Below are 16,155 nucleotides of genomic sequence, written 5' to 3'. Positions count from 1 at the left end.
TCAGGTGGTGGGTTCGAGGGCGCGGTGAGCCACGGCCAGCAGCGCCGGCCGCAACTCCTCGTCGGGTACGTCGGCGAACTCGGCGCACGCCTTGGCGATGCCGGCAAGGACGACCATCGCGGCGATTCGGGCGGCGGGGCGGTCGGAGTGCGCGGCGAGGGCGGCGAGCAGCCGTTCGGAGATCTGCTGGACGTGCGTGAAGGCGGGCTGCTGGAGCAGGTCGGGGAACTCGTCGCGGAGCAGCGCGATCTCCCGCCGGAAGCGGACGGCGAGGTCGACGAAGCCTTCGGCGGCGACCCGCTGGGCCGCCGCCCCGGTGTGCTCGGCGATCCGCTCGTCGAGCGCCTGGAGCACCGCGATGGCCGGGGCCATCAGCTCACCGAGCAGCGCTTCCTTGTTGGCGAAGTGGTAGAGCACCGCGGCCTTGGAACAGCCCACCTCGCGGGCGATGTCCTGCAACGAGGTGCCCTTGTAGCCGGTGACGGCGAACCGCCGCGCCGCCGCGGCGAGGATCTCGCCATGGGTCTCGGGTGTCGGGCGTGCCATGTCCACCAGCATGCCTGACCGATCGGTCAGCACCTGACCGATCGGTCAGACGGATTGCGTGGCGTTCGCCACAGGGCTCAATCGCCCGGGCTGCCGGTCCAGTCGGCCAGCCACTCGCCCGACCAGGTCAGCGTGCCGGCGCGCAGCTCGGCCACCAGTCGCCGGACCCAGTCCAGCTCGGTGCGCAGCAGTGTCAGCCGGTACTCGTCCTCGATCAGGAAGAGGCGGGGCAGCTCCACCGCGGCCAGCACCGCCTCGCGTTCGCGGAGCCGGGTGGCGAGCGTCTCGGCCCGCCGTTCGAGCTGTCGGGTCGCCTCGGCCGGCGGCAGGATCGGCAGGAACGACAGCGCCGCGGGGAACTCCGGGAACTCCCGCGCGGGGGTGGCGAGCGCGTCGGCGAGCCACTCGTCGAGGGTGCGCCGGCCCTCGTCGGTGAGCTCGTAGACCGTGCGTTCCGGCCGGCGCTCGTCACGGGCGGTGTGCGCCACCCGGATCAGCTCATCCCGGCGGAGCCGGTCGATGGTCTGGTAGATGCTGTTGCGCTGCGCGACGTTGACCACGTCCTGCTTGTCGCGCTCCCGGATCACCTGCTGCATCCGGTACGCGTGCATCGGCTCCTCGACCAGGAGCGCCAGCACCATCATCGCCAGCGGGGAGCGACGGTGCGCGCGGGCGGCCATGTCATCACCTTAGGTGACGGGGGTTCCATCAATGGTCATTCTATGTATAGTCATCTTATGACTAGAGCTCTCATCATCGGTGCCGGCCTGGCCGGCCCGGTCGCCGCCATGGCCCTGCGCCGCGCCGGGATCGACGCGACGGTGCACGAGGCGTACGAGCGGGACGCGGTCGGCGTCGGCGCGTTTCTCACCCTCTCCGTCAACGGGGTCGACGCGCTGCGCGCGATCGGGCTCGACGGGCTGGTGGCCGGGCTGGGCCACCCGACGCCCCGGATGGCGCTCCACAACCACCGCGGACGCCGGCTCGGCGAGTTCGGCACCAGCGGCACCCGGACCCGCGGCCTCGGCAGCAGCACTGTCGGCCGCTCCGACCTCTACCGGGCGCTGCGGGACGAGGCGCTGCGCCGGGGCGTCGAGATCGTGCACGGCGCCCGGCTGGTGGACGCCGAGCCGACCGGCTCGGGGGTGCGGGCCCGCTTCGCCGACGGCGGGGTCGCCGAGGGGGACCTGCTGATCGGCGCGGACGGGCTGCGCTCGCGGACCCGGACGATCATCGACCCGGCGGCGCCCGCCCCCCGCTACGTGCCGCTGCTGAACGCCGGTGGGTTCGCCCGGGGGCTGCGGCTGCCCGGCGAGCGCGGGGTGATGCACATGCTCTTCGGCAGGCGGTGCTTCTTCTGCTGGGTGGTGGTGGGGGAGGACGAGGTGTGGTGGTTCGCGAACCCGCCGCAGCCCACCGAGTTGACCCGCGAGCAGCTCGCCGCGATCGGCCCGGAGCAGGCCCGGTCCCAGCTCCGCGAACTGCTGGCCGGCGACGCCGGCCCGGCCCTGGCGATCATCGACCGGACCGAGCGGATCGAGTACGGCTGGCCCACCTACGACCTGCCGTCGGTGCCGGTCTGGCACCGGGACCGCATGGTCGTCATCGGCGACGCGGCGCACACCGCGGCGCCCTCCTCCGGGCAGGGCGCGGCGATGGCGTTCGAGGACGCCGTCCAGCTCGCCCGCTGCCTGCGCGACCGGCCGGACGTCCCGGCGGCGTTCGAGGCGTACGAGCGGCTGCGCCGGCGGCGGGTGGAGCGGGTGGTCGCGCAGGGGAAGCGGACCAGCACGACCAAGGTGGCCGGGCCGGTCGGCCGGGTGATGCGCGACCTCGCCCTGCCGATCATCGCCCGGCAGGTGGCCCGGAACGACGGCCGGTCACTGGCCTGGCTCTACGACCACCACATCGACTGGGACGCGCCGGTGAAGGAGTGACTCAGCCGGTCGGCGCGCCGTGCTCCCGGTCGTACGCGGCCCGGGCCTCGCTGATCGCCGTGCGGTGCCGTTCCGCCCAGGTGGTCAGCGCGACCAGCGATTCGTAGAGCTCCAGCGCCATCGGGGTGGCGGTGTACTCCACCTTCGGCGGCACGGTCGGGTAGACCTTCCGGTGCAGCAAGCCGTCGCGTTCCAGGTTGCGCAGGGTCAGCGTGAGCATCCGCCGGCTGATCCCCTCGACCTGCCGCTCCAGCTCGGTGAAGCGGACCGGCCCCTCGCTGGCGGCGACCAGGATCCCGATGCTCCACTTCCCGCCCACCCGGTCCAGCGCCTCGCGGACGGTGCAGGCCCGGGCCTGCACGGCCGTGACGGACACACAACTGTTCCCCTGGGACACCGAAGTGCCTCCTTCCGCTCCGGCTCATGGTCACAGACGATGGCCTCGGTAACAAACCGTGCACCAAGGAGGACCTTCCATGACGGGGACCCATCGTTGGCCGGCGCTGCTGGTGCTCTGCGCCGGCAGCCTGATGATCATCCTGGACGGCAGCATCGTCGCGGTGGCGCTGCCGGCGATCCAGCGCGACCTCGGCTTCTCCACCTCGGGCCTGGCCTGGGTGGTGAACGCCTACCTCGTCGCCTTCGGCGGCCTGCTGCTGCTCGGTGGGCGGCTCGGCGACCTGGCCGGCCGGCGCCGGGTCTTCCTCGCCGGGGTCGCCCTCTTCACCCTCGCCTCGCTGGCCTGCGCGCTGGCGGCCGGCCCGGCGGCGCTCGTCGTCGCCCGCTTCCTCCAGGGCGCCGGCGGGGCGCTCGCCACCGCGGTCGGGCTCGGCATGGTCGTCGCGCTCTTCCCCGCCCCGGCCGAACGGGCCCGGGCCATCGCGGTGTTCAGCTTCACCGGGGCGGCCGGCGCCTCGCTCGGCCTGCTGGCGGGCGGGTTCCTCACCGAACTGGCCGGCTGGCGGTCGATCTTCCTGATCAACCTGCCGATCGGGCTGCTGATCGTCGCCGGGGCGCTGCTGCGGGTGCCCGCGGACCGGGGCGTCGGGCTGGCGGCCGGGCTGGACCTGGTCGGCACGGTGCTGGTCACCGCCGGCCTGATGGCCACGGTGGTCACCGTCGTCGGCACCGGCGAGCACGGCTGGACCTCGCCCCGGACCCTCGGCTCCGCCGGACTGGCCGCCGCCCTGCTCGCGGCGTTCGCGTTCCGGCAGACGGTCGCCGCCGTGCCGCTGCTGCCGCCCCGGATCCTGCGGACGCCCGACCTGGTCGCCGCCAACCTGGTGCAGCTCCTGACCGTCGCCGCGTTCTTCGGCTTCCAGTTCCTGCTCGCCCTCGACCTGCAACTGGTGCTCGGCCTCGACCCCGCCGCCACCGGCCTGGCCTTCCTGCCCACCCCGGTGCTGATCGCGGTGGTCGCGCTCGGCCTGGCCGGCCGGCTGATCGCCCGCTTCGGCGGGCGGGCGGTGCTGGTCACCGGACTGGGGCTCGCCATCGTCGGCTTCCTGCTGCTGGCCCGGCTGCCGGCCGACGGGCACTATCCGACCGAGGTGCTCCCCGCGACGCTGGTCTTCGGCGTGGCCGGCGGCCTGACCCTGCCGGCGGTCACCACCCTCGCCATGGCCGGCGCGGAGCCCGCCGACGCCGGGCTCGCCTCGGGGCTGGCGAACACCACCCAGCAGGTCGGCGGCGCGCTCGGGCTGGCCGCGCTGGCCACCCTCGCCGCCCACCGGGCCGCCGGGCTGCGCGGCGCCGGCTGGTCCGAGGCGGAGGCCCTGGCCGGCGGGTACCGGACCGCGTTCGGCGTGGCCGCCGCCCTGGTCACGACCGCGCTGCTGGTCGCCGTGGCCACCCTGCGCCGGACACCCGCGCCGGTGCCCGTCCCGGCGCGCTGAGCGGCACGGACACCTGGGCCCGGTGACCGACCGGGAGCGCCGGCCGGGGCCGGCGCTCCCCGGCCGGCGCGGGGCTCCGCCCGGACCCGGCGGCGCGGTCAGGCCGGAGCCGAGGCGGTACGCAGCACCTCGGTCAGCGCCTCCAGCGCCGCCGGGTAGGCGTACGAGGGCGGGGTGGCGTACCCGACGACCAGGCCCGGGGGATGGCCGCCGGGGTGGTGCCGGTGCCGATCCAGCCCCGCCAGGGCCAGCCCCCGCGCCGCCGCCCGGGCCAGCACCTCCGCCTCGGTCGGCCCGCCCGGCGACAGCGGGACCACGGCGTGCAGTCCGGCGGAGATCCCGCCGACCAGCCGCCCGCCCAGCCGGTCCAGCAGCAGGTCCCGGCGCTGCCGATAGTGGCGGCGGACGGTACGCACCTGCCGGTCGTACCCGTGGCTGTCGATCAGGTCGGCGAGCGCGAGCTGCCCGACCACCTCGGTCTGCACGTCCAGGTGGCGCTTGGCCTCCACCACCGGCTCGACCAGCCGGGCGGGCAGCACCAGCCAGGCCAGCCGCAGCGCCGGCCCCAGGGTCTTGGCGGCGGTGCCGACGTAGGCGACCTGCTCCGGCGCGGTGCCCTGGACCGCGCCGACCGGCTGCCGGTCGTAGCGGAACTCGCCGTCGTAGTCGTCCTCGACAACCAGGGCGCGGGCGTCCCGGGCCCAGCCGGTCAGCGCGTGCCGGCGGGCCGGGTGCAGGGTCACCCCGGTCGGGTACTGGTGAGCCGGGGTCACCACCGTCGCCCCGATGTCGGCCAGCTCGCCCGTCCCGAGCAGCTCGGCGCGGGCGCCCCGGTCGTCCACCGGCAGCGGCACCACCCGGCCGCCCTGGCGGCGAACCACCTCCCGGTGGAACGGCAGCCCCGGGTCCTCCATCGCCAGCACCGGCCGGCCGGCGTCCCGGAGCACGGTGGTGAGCAGGACGAGGGCCTGGACGTACCCGGTGGTGACCACGATCCGCGCCGGGTCGGCCAGCACGCCCCGGGCCCGGCCCAGGTAGCCGGCGAGCGCCGCGCGGAGCTCGGGCCGGCCGCGCGGGTCGCCGTAGCCGTACGCGGTCGCCGGTGCGGTGGCCAGCGCCCGGCGGGTGGACCGCAGCCAGGCGGCGACCGGGAAGGCGCCCACGTCGGGGCTGCCCGGCCGCAGGTCGTACCGGGGTGGGGCGGTGGCCGGCGCCGGGGCCGGACCGGGCGGGGCGGCCGGCCGCTCCGGGCTCACCTCGGTGCCCGCGCCGACCCGGGCCACCAGCCAGCCCTCGGCGACCAGTTGGTCGTAGGCGGCGCTGACCGTACCCCGGGCGACGCCCAGCTCGGCGGCGAGCGCCCGGGTCGCCGGCAGCCGGGTCGACGGCGGCAGCCGGCCGTCGCGGATCGCCGCGCGCAGCGCCCGCTCCAGCCCGGCCCGCCGGCCGCCGGTCGCGTCCAGCTCCAGGTGCAGGTCGACGCCGAAATCGGCCCAGTCCATCGGCACGGGATTGGAGCTTAGGCGCGGGCCGCCCGCTGGCCGACAATCGGGCCATGACCGACTCCCGTCCCGCCACCGCGCTGCGTGCCCTGCACCGCCCCGGCGACCCGCTGATCCTGCCGAACGCCTGGGACGCCGGGTCGGCCCGGGCGGTCGCCGCCGCCGGCTTCCCGGCAGTCGCCACCAGCAGCGCCGCCGTCGCCGAGTCGCTCGGCCACGCCGACGGCGAGGCCACCCCGGTCGAGGAGATGCTCGCCGCGGTGGCCCGGGTGGTCCGGTCGGTCCCGGTCCCGGTCACCGCCGACCTGGAGCGCGGGTACGGGCTGCGCCCGGCGGAGCTGGTCGACCGGCTGCTCGCCACCGGCGCCGCCGGGCTCAACCTCGAGGACTCCGACCCGCGTACGGGGGAGTTGTGCGACGTGGACGAGCAGGCGGGGCTGCTCGCGGCCGTCCGGGCGGCGGCCGGGCCGGACCTGGTGGTCAACGCCCGGGTGGACGTGTTCCTGCATGCGACCGGCGACCATGCCGCGGTGTTCGACGAGGCGGTCCGCCGGGCCCGGCGCTACCGGGCGGCCGGCGCCGACTGCGTGTACCCGATCCTGCTGGCCGACCCGGAGCTGATCGGGCGGTTCGTGGCGGCGGTCGGCGCCCCGGTGAACGTGCTGCTGCGCGCCGGCACGCCCGGGGTGGCGGAGCTGGCCCGGCTCGGGGTGGCCCGGGTCAGCCTCGGCTCCGGCGTGTACGCCGCCGCCCGGCAACGCGCCGCCGCGATGCTGGCCGCGCTCGCCGCCGGTGGCGACCCGTTCGCCGGTTGACCGCCGCGTCGGGTTGCCCCCGACCGGTACGGGCGGCAAGGTGGGCGGATGAGCGGGGCGGACGAGACCCGGGACGGGGTCGCACTGACCAACCTGGACCAACCGTTGCTCGCCGGCGGGGACGTCACCAAGCGGGACCTGGTCGACTATCTGGACGCGGTGCGCGACCGGATCCTGCCCGGCCTGCGGGACCGGCCGCTCTCGGTGATCCGGCTGCTGCGCGGGCAGGACCCGTTCATGCAGAAGAACCTGCCGAAGTACACCCCGGAGTGGGTGCGCCGCACCTCGGTCTGGGCGGAGGCGTCGCACCGGCAGGTGTCGTACGCGCTCTGCGACGACCGGCGCACCCTGCTCTGGTTCGCCAACCAGCGGGCGATCGAGTACCACCCGACGCTCGGCACGGCGACGCACCCCGACCGCCCCACCCACCTGGTGCTCGACCTCGACCCGCCGGAGGGGGGCCCGTTCGGCACGGTCGTCCGGGCCGCCGAGCTGGTCCGGCGGGCGCTCGCCGGGGTCGGGCTGACCGGGGCGGTGAAGACCAGCGGCGCGAAGGGCCTGCACGTCTTCGTACCGGTGGTCGCGGAGACCACCGCGGAGGAGGCGGCCGCGGCGACCCGGGCGCTGGCGGTGCACACCGAGCGGCTCGACCCGGCGCTGGCCACCACCGCCTTCATCCGGGAGGACCGGGGCGGCCGGGTCTTCATCGACCCGACCCGGGCCGGCGGGGCGACCGTGGTCGCCGCGTACAGCCCGCGGATCCGGCCCGGTCTGCCGGTCTCCTTCCCGGTGGGCTGGGACGACCTGCCCGCGGTGACACCGGCGGACTTCACCGTGCGGACCGTACCGGCGCTGGTCGCCGAGCGGGACCCGTGGGCGGCGGCGATGCCCGCGCCGCAGCGGCTCCCCGCCGACCTGGTCGCCGAGGGGCGGACCATCCCGGTGGCCCGGGTGCAGGCCATGCACGAGGGCCGGCGCCGGGCCCGGGCCCGGCGAGAGGGCGGCTGAGGACCGCTCCACCGCCGCGGATCGAAGCGGTCCGCGACCTACCCGCGCAGGCCGAGGGTCAGGCTGGCGCGTCGTCGGTCTGGCCGGTCACCGGCTGGCCCGCGACGCCGGCGTTGAGCGGGTCCGCCAGCAGCTTGTCGAAGGCCAGCTCGGCGGCGCCGATCAGGGGGGCGTCCCGGCCGAGCGCCGCCGCCCGCAGCCGCACGTGCTCGCGGGAGGCGGGCAGGGCCATCTCGTCCAGGCGGCGGCGGACCGTCTCCGTGCCGGCCGCGTAGACCTCGCGCAGGTAGCCGCCGAACACGACGGTGTCCGGGTTGACCACGTTGACCAGGTTGGCCACGCCGAAACCGAGCCAGTCGGCGACCCGCTGGACCGCCGCGCGGGCGGTGGGCTCCGCGTCGGCGGCCGCGCGCAGGATCTCGGCGACCGCGCCGCGATCCTCCGGATCCCGGCCGGCGTGCCGCAGCAGCGCCGCCTCGCCGATCTCGGTCTCCCAGCAGCCGCGCGAGCCGCACCCGCAGGGCAGGCCGTCCCGGTTGACCACCATGTGGCCGACCTTGCCGCTGTGCCCCCGGTGGCCGACGACCAGCCGGCCGCCGATGATGATGCCGGCGCTGACGCCGACGTCGCCGTGCAGGTAGATGAGGTCGTCGACGCCCGCCGCCACGCCGCGTACGTGTTCGGCGAGGCCGGCGATGTCGGCCATGTCGGCGGCGACGAAGCCCGGGCCGACGGCGAGTTCGGCCCCGAGCGCGGTGCCGAGCGTCTGGTCGGCGCCGCCGATGCGGATCCGTCCGTCGCGGTCGCGGGTGGTGTCGGCGACGGCGACCGCGCCGCCCACGAAGACCGCGTCCGCGGCGACCGAGCGTTCCATGTCGCGGACCAGGTCGGCCAGCGGGCCGACGGCGTCGAGGGTCGACGCGCCGCAGGGGCGGGCGACCTCGCGCAGGTCGAGGATGCGGCCGCCGAGACCGATGCGGGCGGCGCGCAGCCGGTCCGCCTCGATGCTCAGCCCGTGGGCGTAGACGCGGTCGGAGCGGGGGCTCACCACCAGCGAGGGACGCCCGGCGCGGCGGGCCGTGGTCGGCACCTCCTCGGTGACGAGACCGGTGGCGGCGAGGTCGGCGGCGAGCGCGCCGATGGTGCTGCGGTTGAGGCCGAGCCGGCTGGTCAGCTCGGCCCGGGAGGTCGGGCCGTGCACGTGGACGTGGCGGAGCAGGGCGCCGAGGTTCTGCCGGCGGATCTCCTCCTGGCTGGCGCCCGGCGACGCCGGCACGGGGAACGCCGGGTTGCGGCCGGGCCGGGGGAGACCGGACCGTACGGGTGTCGCCACGGTCTGGTCTCCTTCCGCGGTCGGGCGCCATGACGACGAAGGGTCCCGGAAGGAGGATTCCGGGACCCGACGGTCGTCGCTGACTAGCCTGTGGTGCTTACTTGGTGAGCGGCGCGAGCTTCGGGTCGTTCGCGTACGCCTCGGCCGCGTTCGCCTTGGTGACGGCGACCGGCGGGAGCAGGTACGTGTCCACGACCTTGACGCCGTTGTTGTAGGACTTGGTGTCGTTCACCTCGGGGGTGTTACCGGCCTGCAGGGCCTTCACCATGGCGATGGTCTGCTTGACCAGGTTCCGGGTGTCCTTGTTGATCGTCATGTACTGCTCGCCAGCCATGATCGACTTGACCGACTCGACCTCGGAGTCCTGGCCGGTGACGACCGGGATCGGCTTGCCGGCACCCTTGATCGAGGTGATGATCGCGCGGCCCAGCGTGTCGTTCGGGGAGAGGACGCCGTCCAGCTCCTTGTTGCCGTAGGTCGAGGTCAGCAGCTGGTCCATGCGGGCCTGCGCACCCTCGGCCTTCCAGCCCTGGATGGCGGTCTGCTTGACGTCGGTCTGCTTCGAGGCGACGACGACGTTGCCCTTGTCGATCTCCGGCTTGAGCACGCTCATCGCGCCGTTGAAGAAGACACCGGCGTTGTTGTCGTCCGGCGAGCCGGAGAAGAGCTCGATGTTGTACGGGCCGTTCGGCTTCTTGGCCTTCATGCCGTCCAGCAGGGCCTGGCCCTGGAGCTGGCCGACCTTGAAGTTGTCGAACGCGACGTAGTAGTCGAGGTCCGGCGTGTTGGTGATCAGCCGGTCGTACGCGATGACCTTCGCGCCGGCCGCGTGCGCCGCGGCGACCTGGGTCGACAGCTGCGCGGCGTCGGTCGCGCCGATGACGATGACCTTGGCGCCCTTGGTCACCATGGCGGTGATCTGCGCCTGCTGGTCGGCGACCGTGGTCGACGCGCCGGCGTACTGCACGTCGCTCTTGAAGCCGGCCTCCTTCAGGCCGTTGGTGAACAGGTCACCGGCGAGGACCCAGTTCTCCGAGGTCTTCGACGGCAGGGCGACGCCGATCAGGGAGTCCGCCGCGAAGCCCTTGGTCTCGCCCTTCGAGCCGCCGGAGTCCCCGTCGCGGCCGGAGCCGCAGGCGGTGGCGGTCAGAGCCAGCGCCGCGATGGCGCCGATGGCCATCGACTTGCCAATGAGATTGCGCATGACTAGGTGATGCCCTTCTGGAGAGGTGATACGGGGGAGTGGTCGGTGGCCGTCAGCCGGGCACCGACGTCCGGGCGGGCTCGCGGTCCGCGTCGGACGATGACGGGGGTGTGGCGGGTGCGTCACGGCGGAACGAGCGGGTGATGCTGCCGATGACGGAGAAGCGACCCTGGCTCTTGTTGTAGACGTCGAGCGCGACGGCCAGCAGCAGGACCAGGCCCTTGATGATCTGGACGCGGTCGGTGCCGACGCCCAGGAGTTGCAGGCCGTTGTTGAGCACGGCCATGACCAGACCACCGACGATCGAGCCGCTGATGGTCCCGATACCGCCGGAGACGGCCGCGCCACCGATGAAGACCGCGGCGATCGCGTCCAGTTCCCAGCCGTTGCCGTCCTGCGGCCCGGAGGCCGCCGAACGGGCCACGAAGATCATGCCGGCCAGTGCGGCCAGCACCGACATGTTCATCATGACGAAGAAGTTGACCCGCTTGAGCTTCACGCCGGAGAGCTCCGCGGCCCGGGAGTTGCCGCCGACCGCGTAGATGTGCCGGCCGCCGGCGGTGTTGCGGGTGTAGAACGAGTACGCGATGACCAGCGCCACCAGGATGATGCCGGAGACCGGGAAGCTGGTGCCGACGCGGCCGCTGGAGAAGCGCAGCGCGGCGAAGACGATCACGCCGACCATGACGGCCATCCGCAGCACCGAGATCCACATCGGGGCGGGATCGGCGTCCATCTCCCGGCGCGTCTTGCGGGCCTGGAACTCCCGCCAGACCACCGCGACGCACGCGGCCAAACCGAGCAGCAGCGTCAGATTGTTGTAGCCGGTGTTCGGCCCGACCTCGGGCAGGAAGCCGGAGCCGATCACCCGGAAGCCCTCGGGCACCGGGATCGTGTTCGCGTTGCCGATGAACTGGTTGCCGCCGCGGAACAGCAGCATGCCCGCCAGGGTGACGATGAACGCCGGCACCCCGATGTAGGCCACCCAGAAGCCCTGCCAGGCGCCGATCGCGGCGCCGATCGCCAAGCCGAAGATGATGGCGACGGGCCAGGGCAGCGACCACTCCGCCATCGACTTGGCGACCAGGATGCCGGCGAAGGCCGCGATCGAGCCGACCGAGAGGTCGATGTGCCCGGCGACGATCACCATCAGCATGCCGATGGCCAGGATCAGGATGTACGAGTTCTGCTGGAACAGCGCGATCAGGTTGTCCGATCGCAGGGTCAGGCCGTCGGTCAGGATCTGGAACAGGACGACGATCGCCACCAGGGTGAAGATCATCCCGAACTGACGGGCGTTGGACGTGGTGCCTCCGAAGAGGTTCTTCTGCAGGTCCTTCAGTCGGCTCATCGTGTCTGCAACTTCTTCGTCGAGGTCATCTGCTTCATGAGGGTTTCCGGGTCCGCGTCCTGCCGGGCGATCTCGCCGGTGATGGTGCCTTCGAACACGGTGTAGATGCGGTCGCAGAGCCCGATCAGCTCAGGCAGTTCCGAGGAGATGACGACGACGCCCTTCCCCTGGTCGGCGAGCCGCTGGATGATGCCGTAGATCTCGTACTTGGCGCCCACGTCGATGCCGCGGGTCGGCTCGTCGAGGATCAGCAGGTCGGGGTCCGTGAACATCCACTTCGCCAGCACGACCTTCTGCTGATTGCCGCCCGAGAGCTTCGAGACGCTCTCGTCGACCGTCGGGGCCTTGGTCCGCAGCTCCTTGCGGTACGCCTCGGCCGCCTTGTACTCCGCGACCTCGTCGAGGACGCCGTGGCGCGAGATCTTGGACAGCTTGGCGGCCACGGTGGACGCCTTGATGTCGTCCAGCAGGTTGAGGCCGATCGCCTTGCGGTCCTCGCTGACGTACGCGAGCCCGTTGGCGATCGCGTCCGCCACCGACTTGAGCACGATCTCCTTGCCGTCCTTGATGATCGTGCCCGACTCGTACACCCCGTACGAGCGGCCGAAGACGCTCATCGCCAGCTCGGTGCGGCCCGCGCCCATCAGCCCGGCGAAGCCCACGATCTCGCCGCGGCGGACGACGAAGCTCTCGTTCTTGCAGACCTGCCGCTCGGCGGAGATCGGGTGCCGGACGTTCCAGTCGCGGACCTCGAAGAAGACCTCGCCGATCTTCGGGGTGTGGTCCGGGAACCGGCTGCTCAGCTCGCGACCGACCATGCCCCGCACGATCCGGTCCTCGTCGGCGCCGTCGGCCTTGACGTCCAGCGTCTCCACCGTCCGGCCGTCGCGCAGGATGGTGATCTGGTCGGCGATCGCCTCGATCTCGTTCAGCTTGTGCGAGATCATGATCGAGGTGATGCCGCGGGACCGGAATCCGCGCAGCAGGTCCAGCAGGTGCCGGGAGTCGGCCTCGTTCAGCGCCGCGGTCGGCTCGTCCAGGATGAGCAGCTTCACGTCCTTGGCGAACGCCTTGGCGATCTCCACCAGCTGCTGCTTGCCGACCCCGATGTCCTTGATCAGGGTGTCCGGGTCCTCCTGCAGGCCGACCCGGGCCATCAGGTCCAGCGCCATCCGGTTCGCGGCCTTCCAGTCGATCGCCCCGTGCTTGCGGGGTTCGTTGCCGAGGAAGATATTCTCGGCGATCGACATGTGCGGGATGAGGGCGAGCTCCTGGTGGATGATCACGATGCCCGCGTGCTCGCTCGCCCGGATGTCGGAGAAGCGGGTCTCCGCACCCTGGTAGATGATCTGGCCGTCGTACGTGCCGTACGGGTAGACCCCGCTGAGAACCTTCATCAGCGTGGACTTGCCGGCGCCGTTCTCGCCGCAAATGGCGTGGATCTCGCCGGCGCGCACCACCAGGTTGACGTCGGAGAGGGCCTTGACTCCGGGGAACTCCTTGGTGATGGAACGCATCTCCAAGAGGATGGGCACGTCGCTCATCGCTCGTACCACCTCGCCAACGTCATGGATGCCTCCGGGGGGATGGCCTTCGCTGTTTTTGTTGCCGTCCGCAACGTATTCCGATCTGAAGGCCATTCGCAAGTGCCGGGGGGCCCGCGCATGTAACAATCCGGCAATGTGGGCGTGCTCTCCGTCACCATGCCGTCACGCTGCCACCACCAGCCACTGCGGCATCCCACGCCCCGTCCGACGGGCCCGGTCGCGCCTGTCGCGGGGGTCCCCCCGTTCGGCCGGGACGTGCGGCCACGGGGGCCGGGGTGCGTCGTCCGGGCACCCGGGCAGGCGGCACCACACGAGAAACGCCCCGGCATGCGCCGGGGCGTTTCTTCTTCGTTTTTGTTGTGCCCCCGGCAGGATTCGAACCTGCGCCCCCGCCTCCGGAGGGCGGTGCTCTATCCCCTGAGCTACGGGGGCTCAGCGACCCGAGAAGAGTAGCAAACCCCCTCCGGGATCGCCCAATCGGTATATCCGGCAGCCCACGACGTGTCGCTGCCGCCGTGGTCGGGGGCCGCCCCGGGCTCCGCCGGACGGCGGGCCGGCGGAGCCGATCATGGCGTCACCGCCGTCCCGGAGCCGATGCCGGGCTCGCCGACGGGCGGGCGGGTCAGGCGGCGACCAGGGCGCGGCCGCAGCTCGGCAGCGGGTGCAGGACGATCCGGCGGGGCAGCCGGCGCGGCCACTCGTTCTTCGGCCAGGAGCCGTCCACGATCAGGTGCACCGTCCGCTCCTCGGCGCCGCTGAGCCGCAGCACGAAGTCGCGGGGGAGCGGCGGGTCGACCGTGGGCGTGGTGATCATGAAACGCACCCGGCCGCGGGAGGAGACCGCGGAGATCACGTCCGCCGCCGGCATGGTGCCGCGCAGCCGTACCCGGCCGATCCAGTAGACCTCGGCGAGGTGCTCCTGGGCGGCCCGGGTGATGGCCGGATACTCGCCGCGTACCCACCGCTCGACCGCGCCGACGCAGAGTCCGCAGGCGCGCTCCCGGGGCTCCCGCGGGCCCAACCCCCAGGCCCGCAGGTACGCCCCGACCGTGCCGGCGTCCATCGTCAGGTCGAACCGGCGCTGGATGAGGGTGGTCAGGCTCTGTCGCGTCCAGAGCTCCTCGTCCAGGCCGAACTCGTCGGGGTGGACGCCCCGCAGCGCGTCGATCAGTTCGAGTTCCTGTTCGCGGCTGAGCGTTCCCGACTCGCCCTGCCGCTGTCCGCGACGGACGGCTGCCACCGCCCCGTCACCGCCGATGGTGTGGCGCCGGCACCAACTGGTGACCGAGCGCCCTGCGTCTCTGAGTGCAACCCCCACGTCCTGCGCAACGAGCCCGAATCGCAACTGGTCACGATATGTGGGGAGAAAAGTCTCCAAGCAACGTAATCGGCTGTACAACCTAAATCGTTATAAAGAGGCATAACGGACAGGAGGTCGCCGGAGACGCGGAGGGGCCCGCGTCGCGGACGACGCGGGCCCCTCCGGGCGGGACGGTACGACGGATCAGCCGCCCAGGCGCTTGAGCGCCGCCTGGAGGTTGGTGAGATCCGTCTGCTGGGTGTTCTTCATGGTCTGCGCGACCTTCAGCACCTCGTCGTCGTGCCCCTCGTCGAGGACGCCCTGGATCATGTGGATCCCGCCGAGGTGGTGCCGGATCATCAGCTGGAGGAAGAGCACATCGAACTCGTGCCCCCGTGCCTCGCTCAGCTTGGTGATCTCCGCCGGGGTGGCCATGCCGGGCATCAGCCCGTCCTTCACCAGCCCGGCCCCGTCCGGCATCCAGGCCATGGCCGGCTGGTCGCCGGTCGGGTCCAGCTTCCACAGCCGCAGCCAGGTCTGCATGGTGCCGATCTCGCCCTGCTGCCCGGTGGCGATGTCGCCGCCGATCTGCCGCACCTCGGTGTCCTCGCCCTGCTGGAAGGCCATCAGCCCCATCTGCACCGCCTGGGCGTGGTGGGTGCTCATGTCCCGGGCGAAGCCCGCCTCGGCCGAGTTGTCACCCGGCCGGGTGACCGTCGGGGTGAGCAGACCGCCCGCGTACCCGAGGAGAAGGCCGACCACGACGGCGGCGGCCAACGCCAGCGTGCCGAACCGGCGCGCCGTCCCCCGGCCGCCGTCGGCGGTGACCGGGGTCTCGTCGGGCGCGCTGTCCGTCATGACGGGAGCAGTCATCGGAGTCCTTACTGGGTGGGCAGGTCACGCGGCGTGGTGCCGGTCGCGGTGATGCCCTGGGCGCAGTTGGCGTTCGGGCCCTCGACGGAGGCGTTGACCCGCAGGGTCTTGATGAACTCGTCGATCCGGCCGTCGTCGGCGTTGTCGACCTTGAGCTGGTAGCCCCAGGCCTGCAGCGAGATCGGCTTGTTCAGCCCCTCGAACGGGCTGAGCATCAGCTTGTCCTTGCCCTGCACCTTGGCCTTGAGCTTGGCCACCTGGTCGGCCGGCAGGTCCGGGCGGTAGGTGATCCAGACCGTGCCGTGCTCCAGGCTGTGCACCGCGTGCTCGTTGGCGATCGGGGCGTCGTAGACGTCGCCCATGCAGTTCTGCCAGGCCGGGTTGTGCGGGCCGGCGACCGGCGGGAGGACGTCGTACTTGATCGCGCCCTGCTGGTGCTTGCCGCCCTCGACCAGGGCCTTGTCCTTCTTGCGGTAGTCGACGATGCCGCTGATCGCGTCCGCCCGCTTGTCCCACGGCTTGGAGCCCTGGATCGCCGCGTACGCGCCGTACCCGATGATGCCGGCCGCCAGCACGCCGACGGCGACGAAGAGCGCGATCGGCCCCCACGCGCGGCCCTGGCTCACCTTGACCGGCGCGATCGGCTTGCGGCCCTTGCCGCCGGGGGTCTGCCGCGGAGTGCCCTTGCCGGCCCCGGCCTTGCCACCGGACGGCTTGTCGGCAGCGGCCGGCCGGCCGGCGCCCGGCTTCTTGCCGGTGCTGACCACGGTCGGGCGGCGTTCCGGGCCGCCCGGGGTGCTGATGCTCATCGGGCCTCGTCAGGTCGGTCGGTCAGGGAGCTGGC

General features: G+C 72.9%; 15 protein-coding genes and 1 tRNA gene. 4 read left to right on the top strand and 12 right to left on the bottom strand.

Features of this window, described 5'->3' with window-relative positions; translation table 11 throughout:
• Together EV384_RS32930 and EV384_RS32925 are read right to left on the bottom strand one after the other, a co-directional pair.
• Complete coding sequence (locus EV384_RS32930) at positions 1–546, bottom strand: TetR/AcrR family transcriptional regulator (RefSeq protein WP_130339570.1); 546 nt, start codon at positions 544–546, stop codon at positions 1–3.
• A 77-nt stretch (positions 547–623) separates the two neighbouring features.
• A complete protein-coding gene (locus EV384_RS32925; RefSeq protein ID WP_130339568.1) occupies positions 624–1,226 on the bottom strand; it encodes a PadR family transcriptional regulator in 603 nt (200 codons plus the stop codon).
• A gap of 57 nt (positions 1,227–1,283) precedes the next feature.
• On the opposite strand from EV384_RS32925, the gene EV384_RS32920 reads away from it, so the two are divergent.
• On the top strand, positions 1,284–2,483 hold the full coding sequence (locus EV384_RS32920) for an FAD-dependent oxidoreductase (RefSeq protein ID WP_130339566.1): 1,200 nt from the start codon (positions 1,284–1,286) through the stop codon (positions 2,481–2,483).
• A 1-nt stretch (position 2,484) separates the two neighbouring features.
• On the opposite strand, the gene EV384_RS32915 is transcribed toward EV384_RS32920, so the two are convergent.
• Positions 2,485–2,859, bottom strand: a complete 375-nt coding sequence (locus tag EV384_RS32915) for a winged helix-turn-helix transcriptional regulator (RefSeq protein WP_207232527.1) — start codon at positions 2,857–2,859, stop codon at positions 2,485–2,487.
• 100 nt (positions 2,860–2,959) lie between these two features.
• Here EV384_RS32915 and EV384_RS32910 point away from each other — a divergent pair, with 100 nt between their 5' ends.
• Entirely contained in the window at positions 2,960–4,378 is a 1,419-nt protein-coding gene (locus tag EV384_RS32910; protein ID WP_130339562.1) for an MFS transporter, read from the top strand.
• A gap of 98 nt (positions 4,379–4,476) precedes the next feature.
• Here EV384_RS32910 and pdxR read toward each other — a convergent pair whose 3' ends face one another.
• The gene (gene pdxR, locus EV384_RS32905; protein WP_130340950.1) at positions 4,477–5,880 is read right to left on the bottom strand and encodes a MocR-like pyridoxine biosynthesis transcription factor PdxR; all 1,404 of its coding nucleotides are present in this window, start codon (positions 5,878–5,880) and stop codon (positions 4,477–4,479) included.
• Positions 5,881–5,933: 53 nt separating this feature from the next.
• On the opposite strand from pdxR, the gene EV384_RS32900 reads away from it, so the two are divergent.
• Positions 5,934–6,695, top strand: coding sequence for an isocitrate lyase/PEP mutase family protein (locus tag EV384_RS32900; RefSeq protein WP_130339560.1), 762 nt, complete (start codon positions 5,934–5,936; stop codon positions 6,693–6,695).
• A gap of 48 nt (positions 6,696–6,743) precedes the next feature.
• On the top strand, positions 6,744–7,703 hold the full coding sequence (locus tag EV384_RS32895; protein ID WP_130339558.1) for a DNA polymerase domain-containing protein: 960 nt from the start codon (positions 6,744–6,746) through the stop codon (positions 7,701–7,703).
• Between the two features lie 58 nt (positions 7,704–7,761).
• On the opposite strand, the gene EV384_RS32890 is transcribed toward EV384_RS32895, so the two are convergent.
• From EV384_RS32890 to EV384_RS32855, 8 genes are all read right to left on the bottom strand, one after another.
• The gene (locus tag EV384_RS32890; protein WP_130339556.1) at positions 7,762–9,036 is read right to left on the bottom strand and encodes an ROK family transcriptional regulator; all 1,275 of its coding nucleotides are present in this window, start codon (positions 9,034–9,036) and stop codon (positions 7,762–7,764) included.
• Between the two features lie 97 nt (positions 9,037–9,133).
• Positions 9,134–10,240, bottom strand: coding sequence for a substrate-binding domain-containing protein (locus tag EV384_RS32885; protein ID WP_130339554.1), 1,107 nt, complete (start codon positions 10,238–10,240; stop codon positions 9,134–9,136).
• 52 nt (positions 10,241–10,292) lie between these two features.
• Positions 10,293–11,591 carry a multiple monosaccharide ABC transporter permease gene (gene mmsB, locus EV384_RS32880; RefSeq protein ID WP_130339552.1) on the bottom strand — a complete coding sequence of 433 codons (1,299 nt, stop codon included), beginning with the start codon at positions 11,589–11,591 and terminating at the stop codon, positions 10,293–10,295.
• Complete coding sequence (mmsA, locus tag EV384_RS32875) at positions 11,588–13,135, bottom strand: multiple monosaccharide ABC transporter ATP-binding protein (RefSeq protein ID WP_130339550.1); 1,548 nt, start codon at positions 13,133–13,135, stop codon at positions 11,588–11,590. Before mmsA ends, mmsB begins: the two co-directional genes overlap by 4 nt.
• Before the next feature lie 363 nt (positions 13,136–13,498).
• Positions 13,499–13,570: transfer RNA gene (locus EV384_RS32870), tRNA-Arg, on the bottom strand.
• 190 nt (positions 13,571–13,760) lie between these two features.
• Positions 13,761–14,456 (bottom strand): winged helix-turn-helix domain-containing protein, encoded by a 696-nt coding sequence (locus EV384_RS32865; protein ID WP_130340949.1) that lies wholly within the window; start codon positions 14,454–14,456, stop codon positions 13,761–13,763.
• A gap of 186 nt (positions 14,457–14,642) precedes the next feature.
• Entirely contained in the window at positions 14,643–15,311 is a 669-nt protein-coding gene (locus EV384_RS32860) for a DUF305 domain-containing protein (protein ID WP_130339548.1), read from the bottom strand.
• A gap of 8 nt (positions 15,312–15,319) precedes the next feature.
• Entirely contained in the window at positions 15,320–16,120 is an 801-nt protein-coding gene (locus EV384_RS32855; RefSeq protein ID WP_130339546.1) for a DUF3105 domain-containing protein, read from the bottom strand.
• Between the last annotated feature and the right edge of the window lie 35 nt (positions 16,121–16,155).

This window comes from Micromonospora kangleipakensis, assembly GCF_004217615.1.
Lineage (GTDB): Bacteria > Actinomycetota > Actinomycetes > Mycobacteriales > Micromonosporaceae > Micromonospora > Micromonospora kangleipakensis.
The sequence above is the reverse complement of the archived record's forward strand: the minus strand, read 5'-3'. Positions and strand labels throughout refer to the sequence as shown.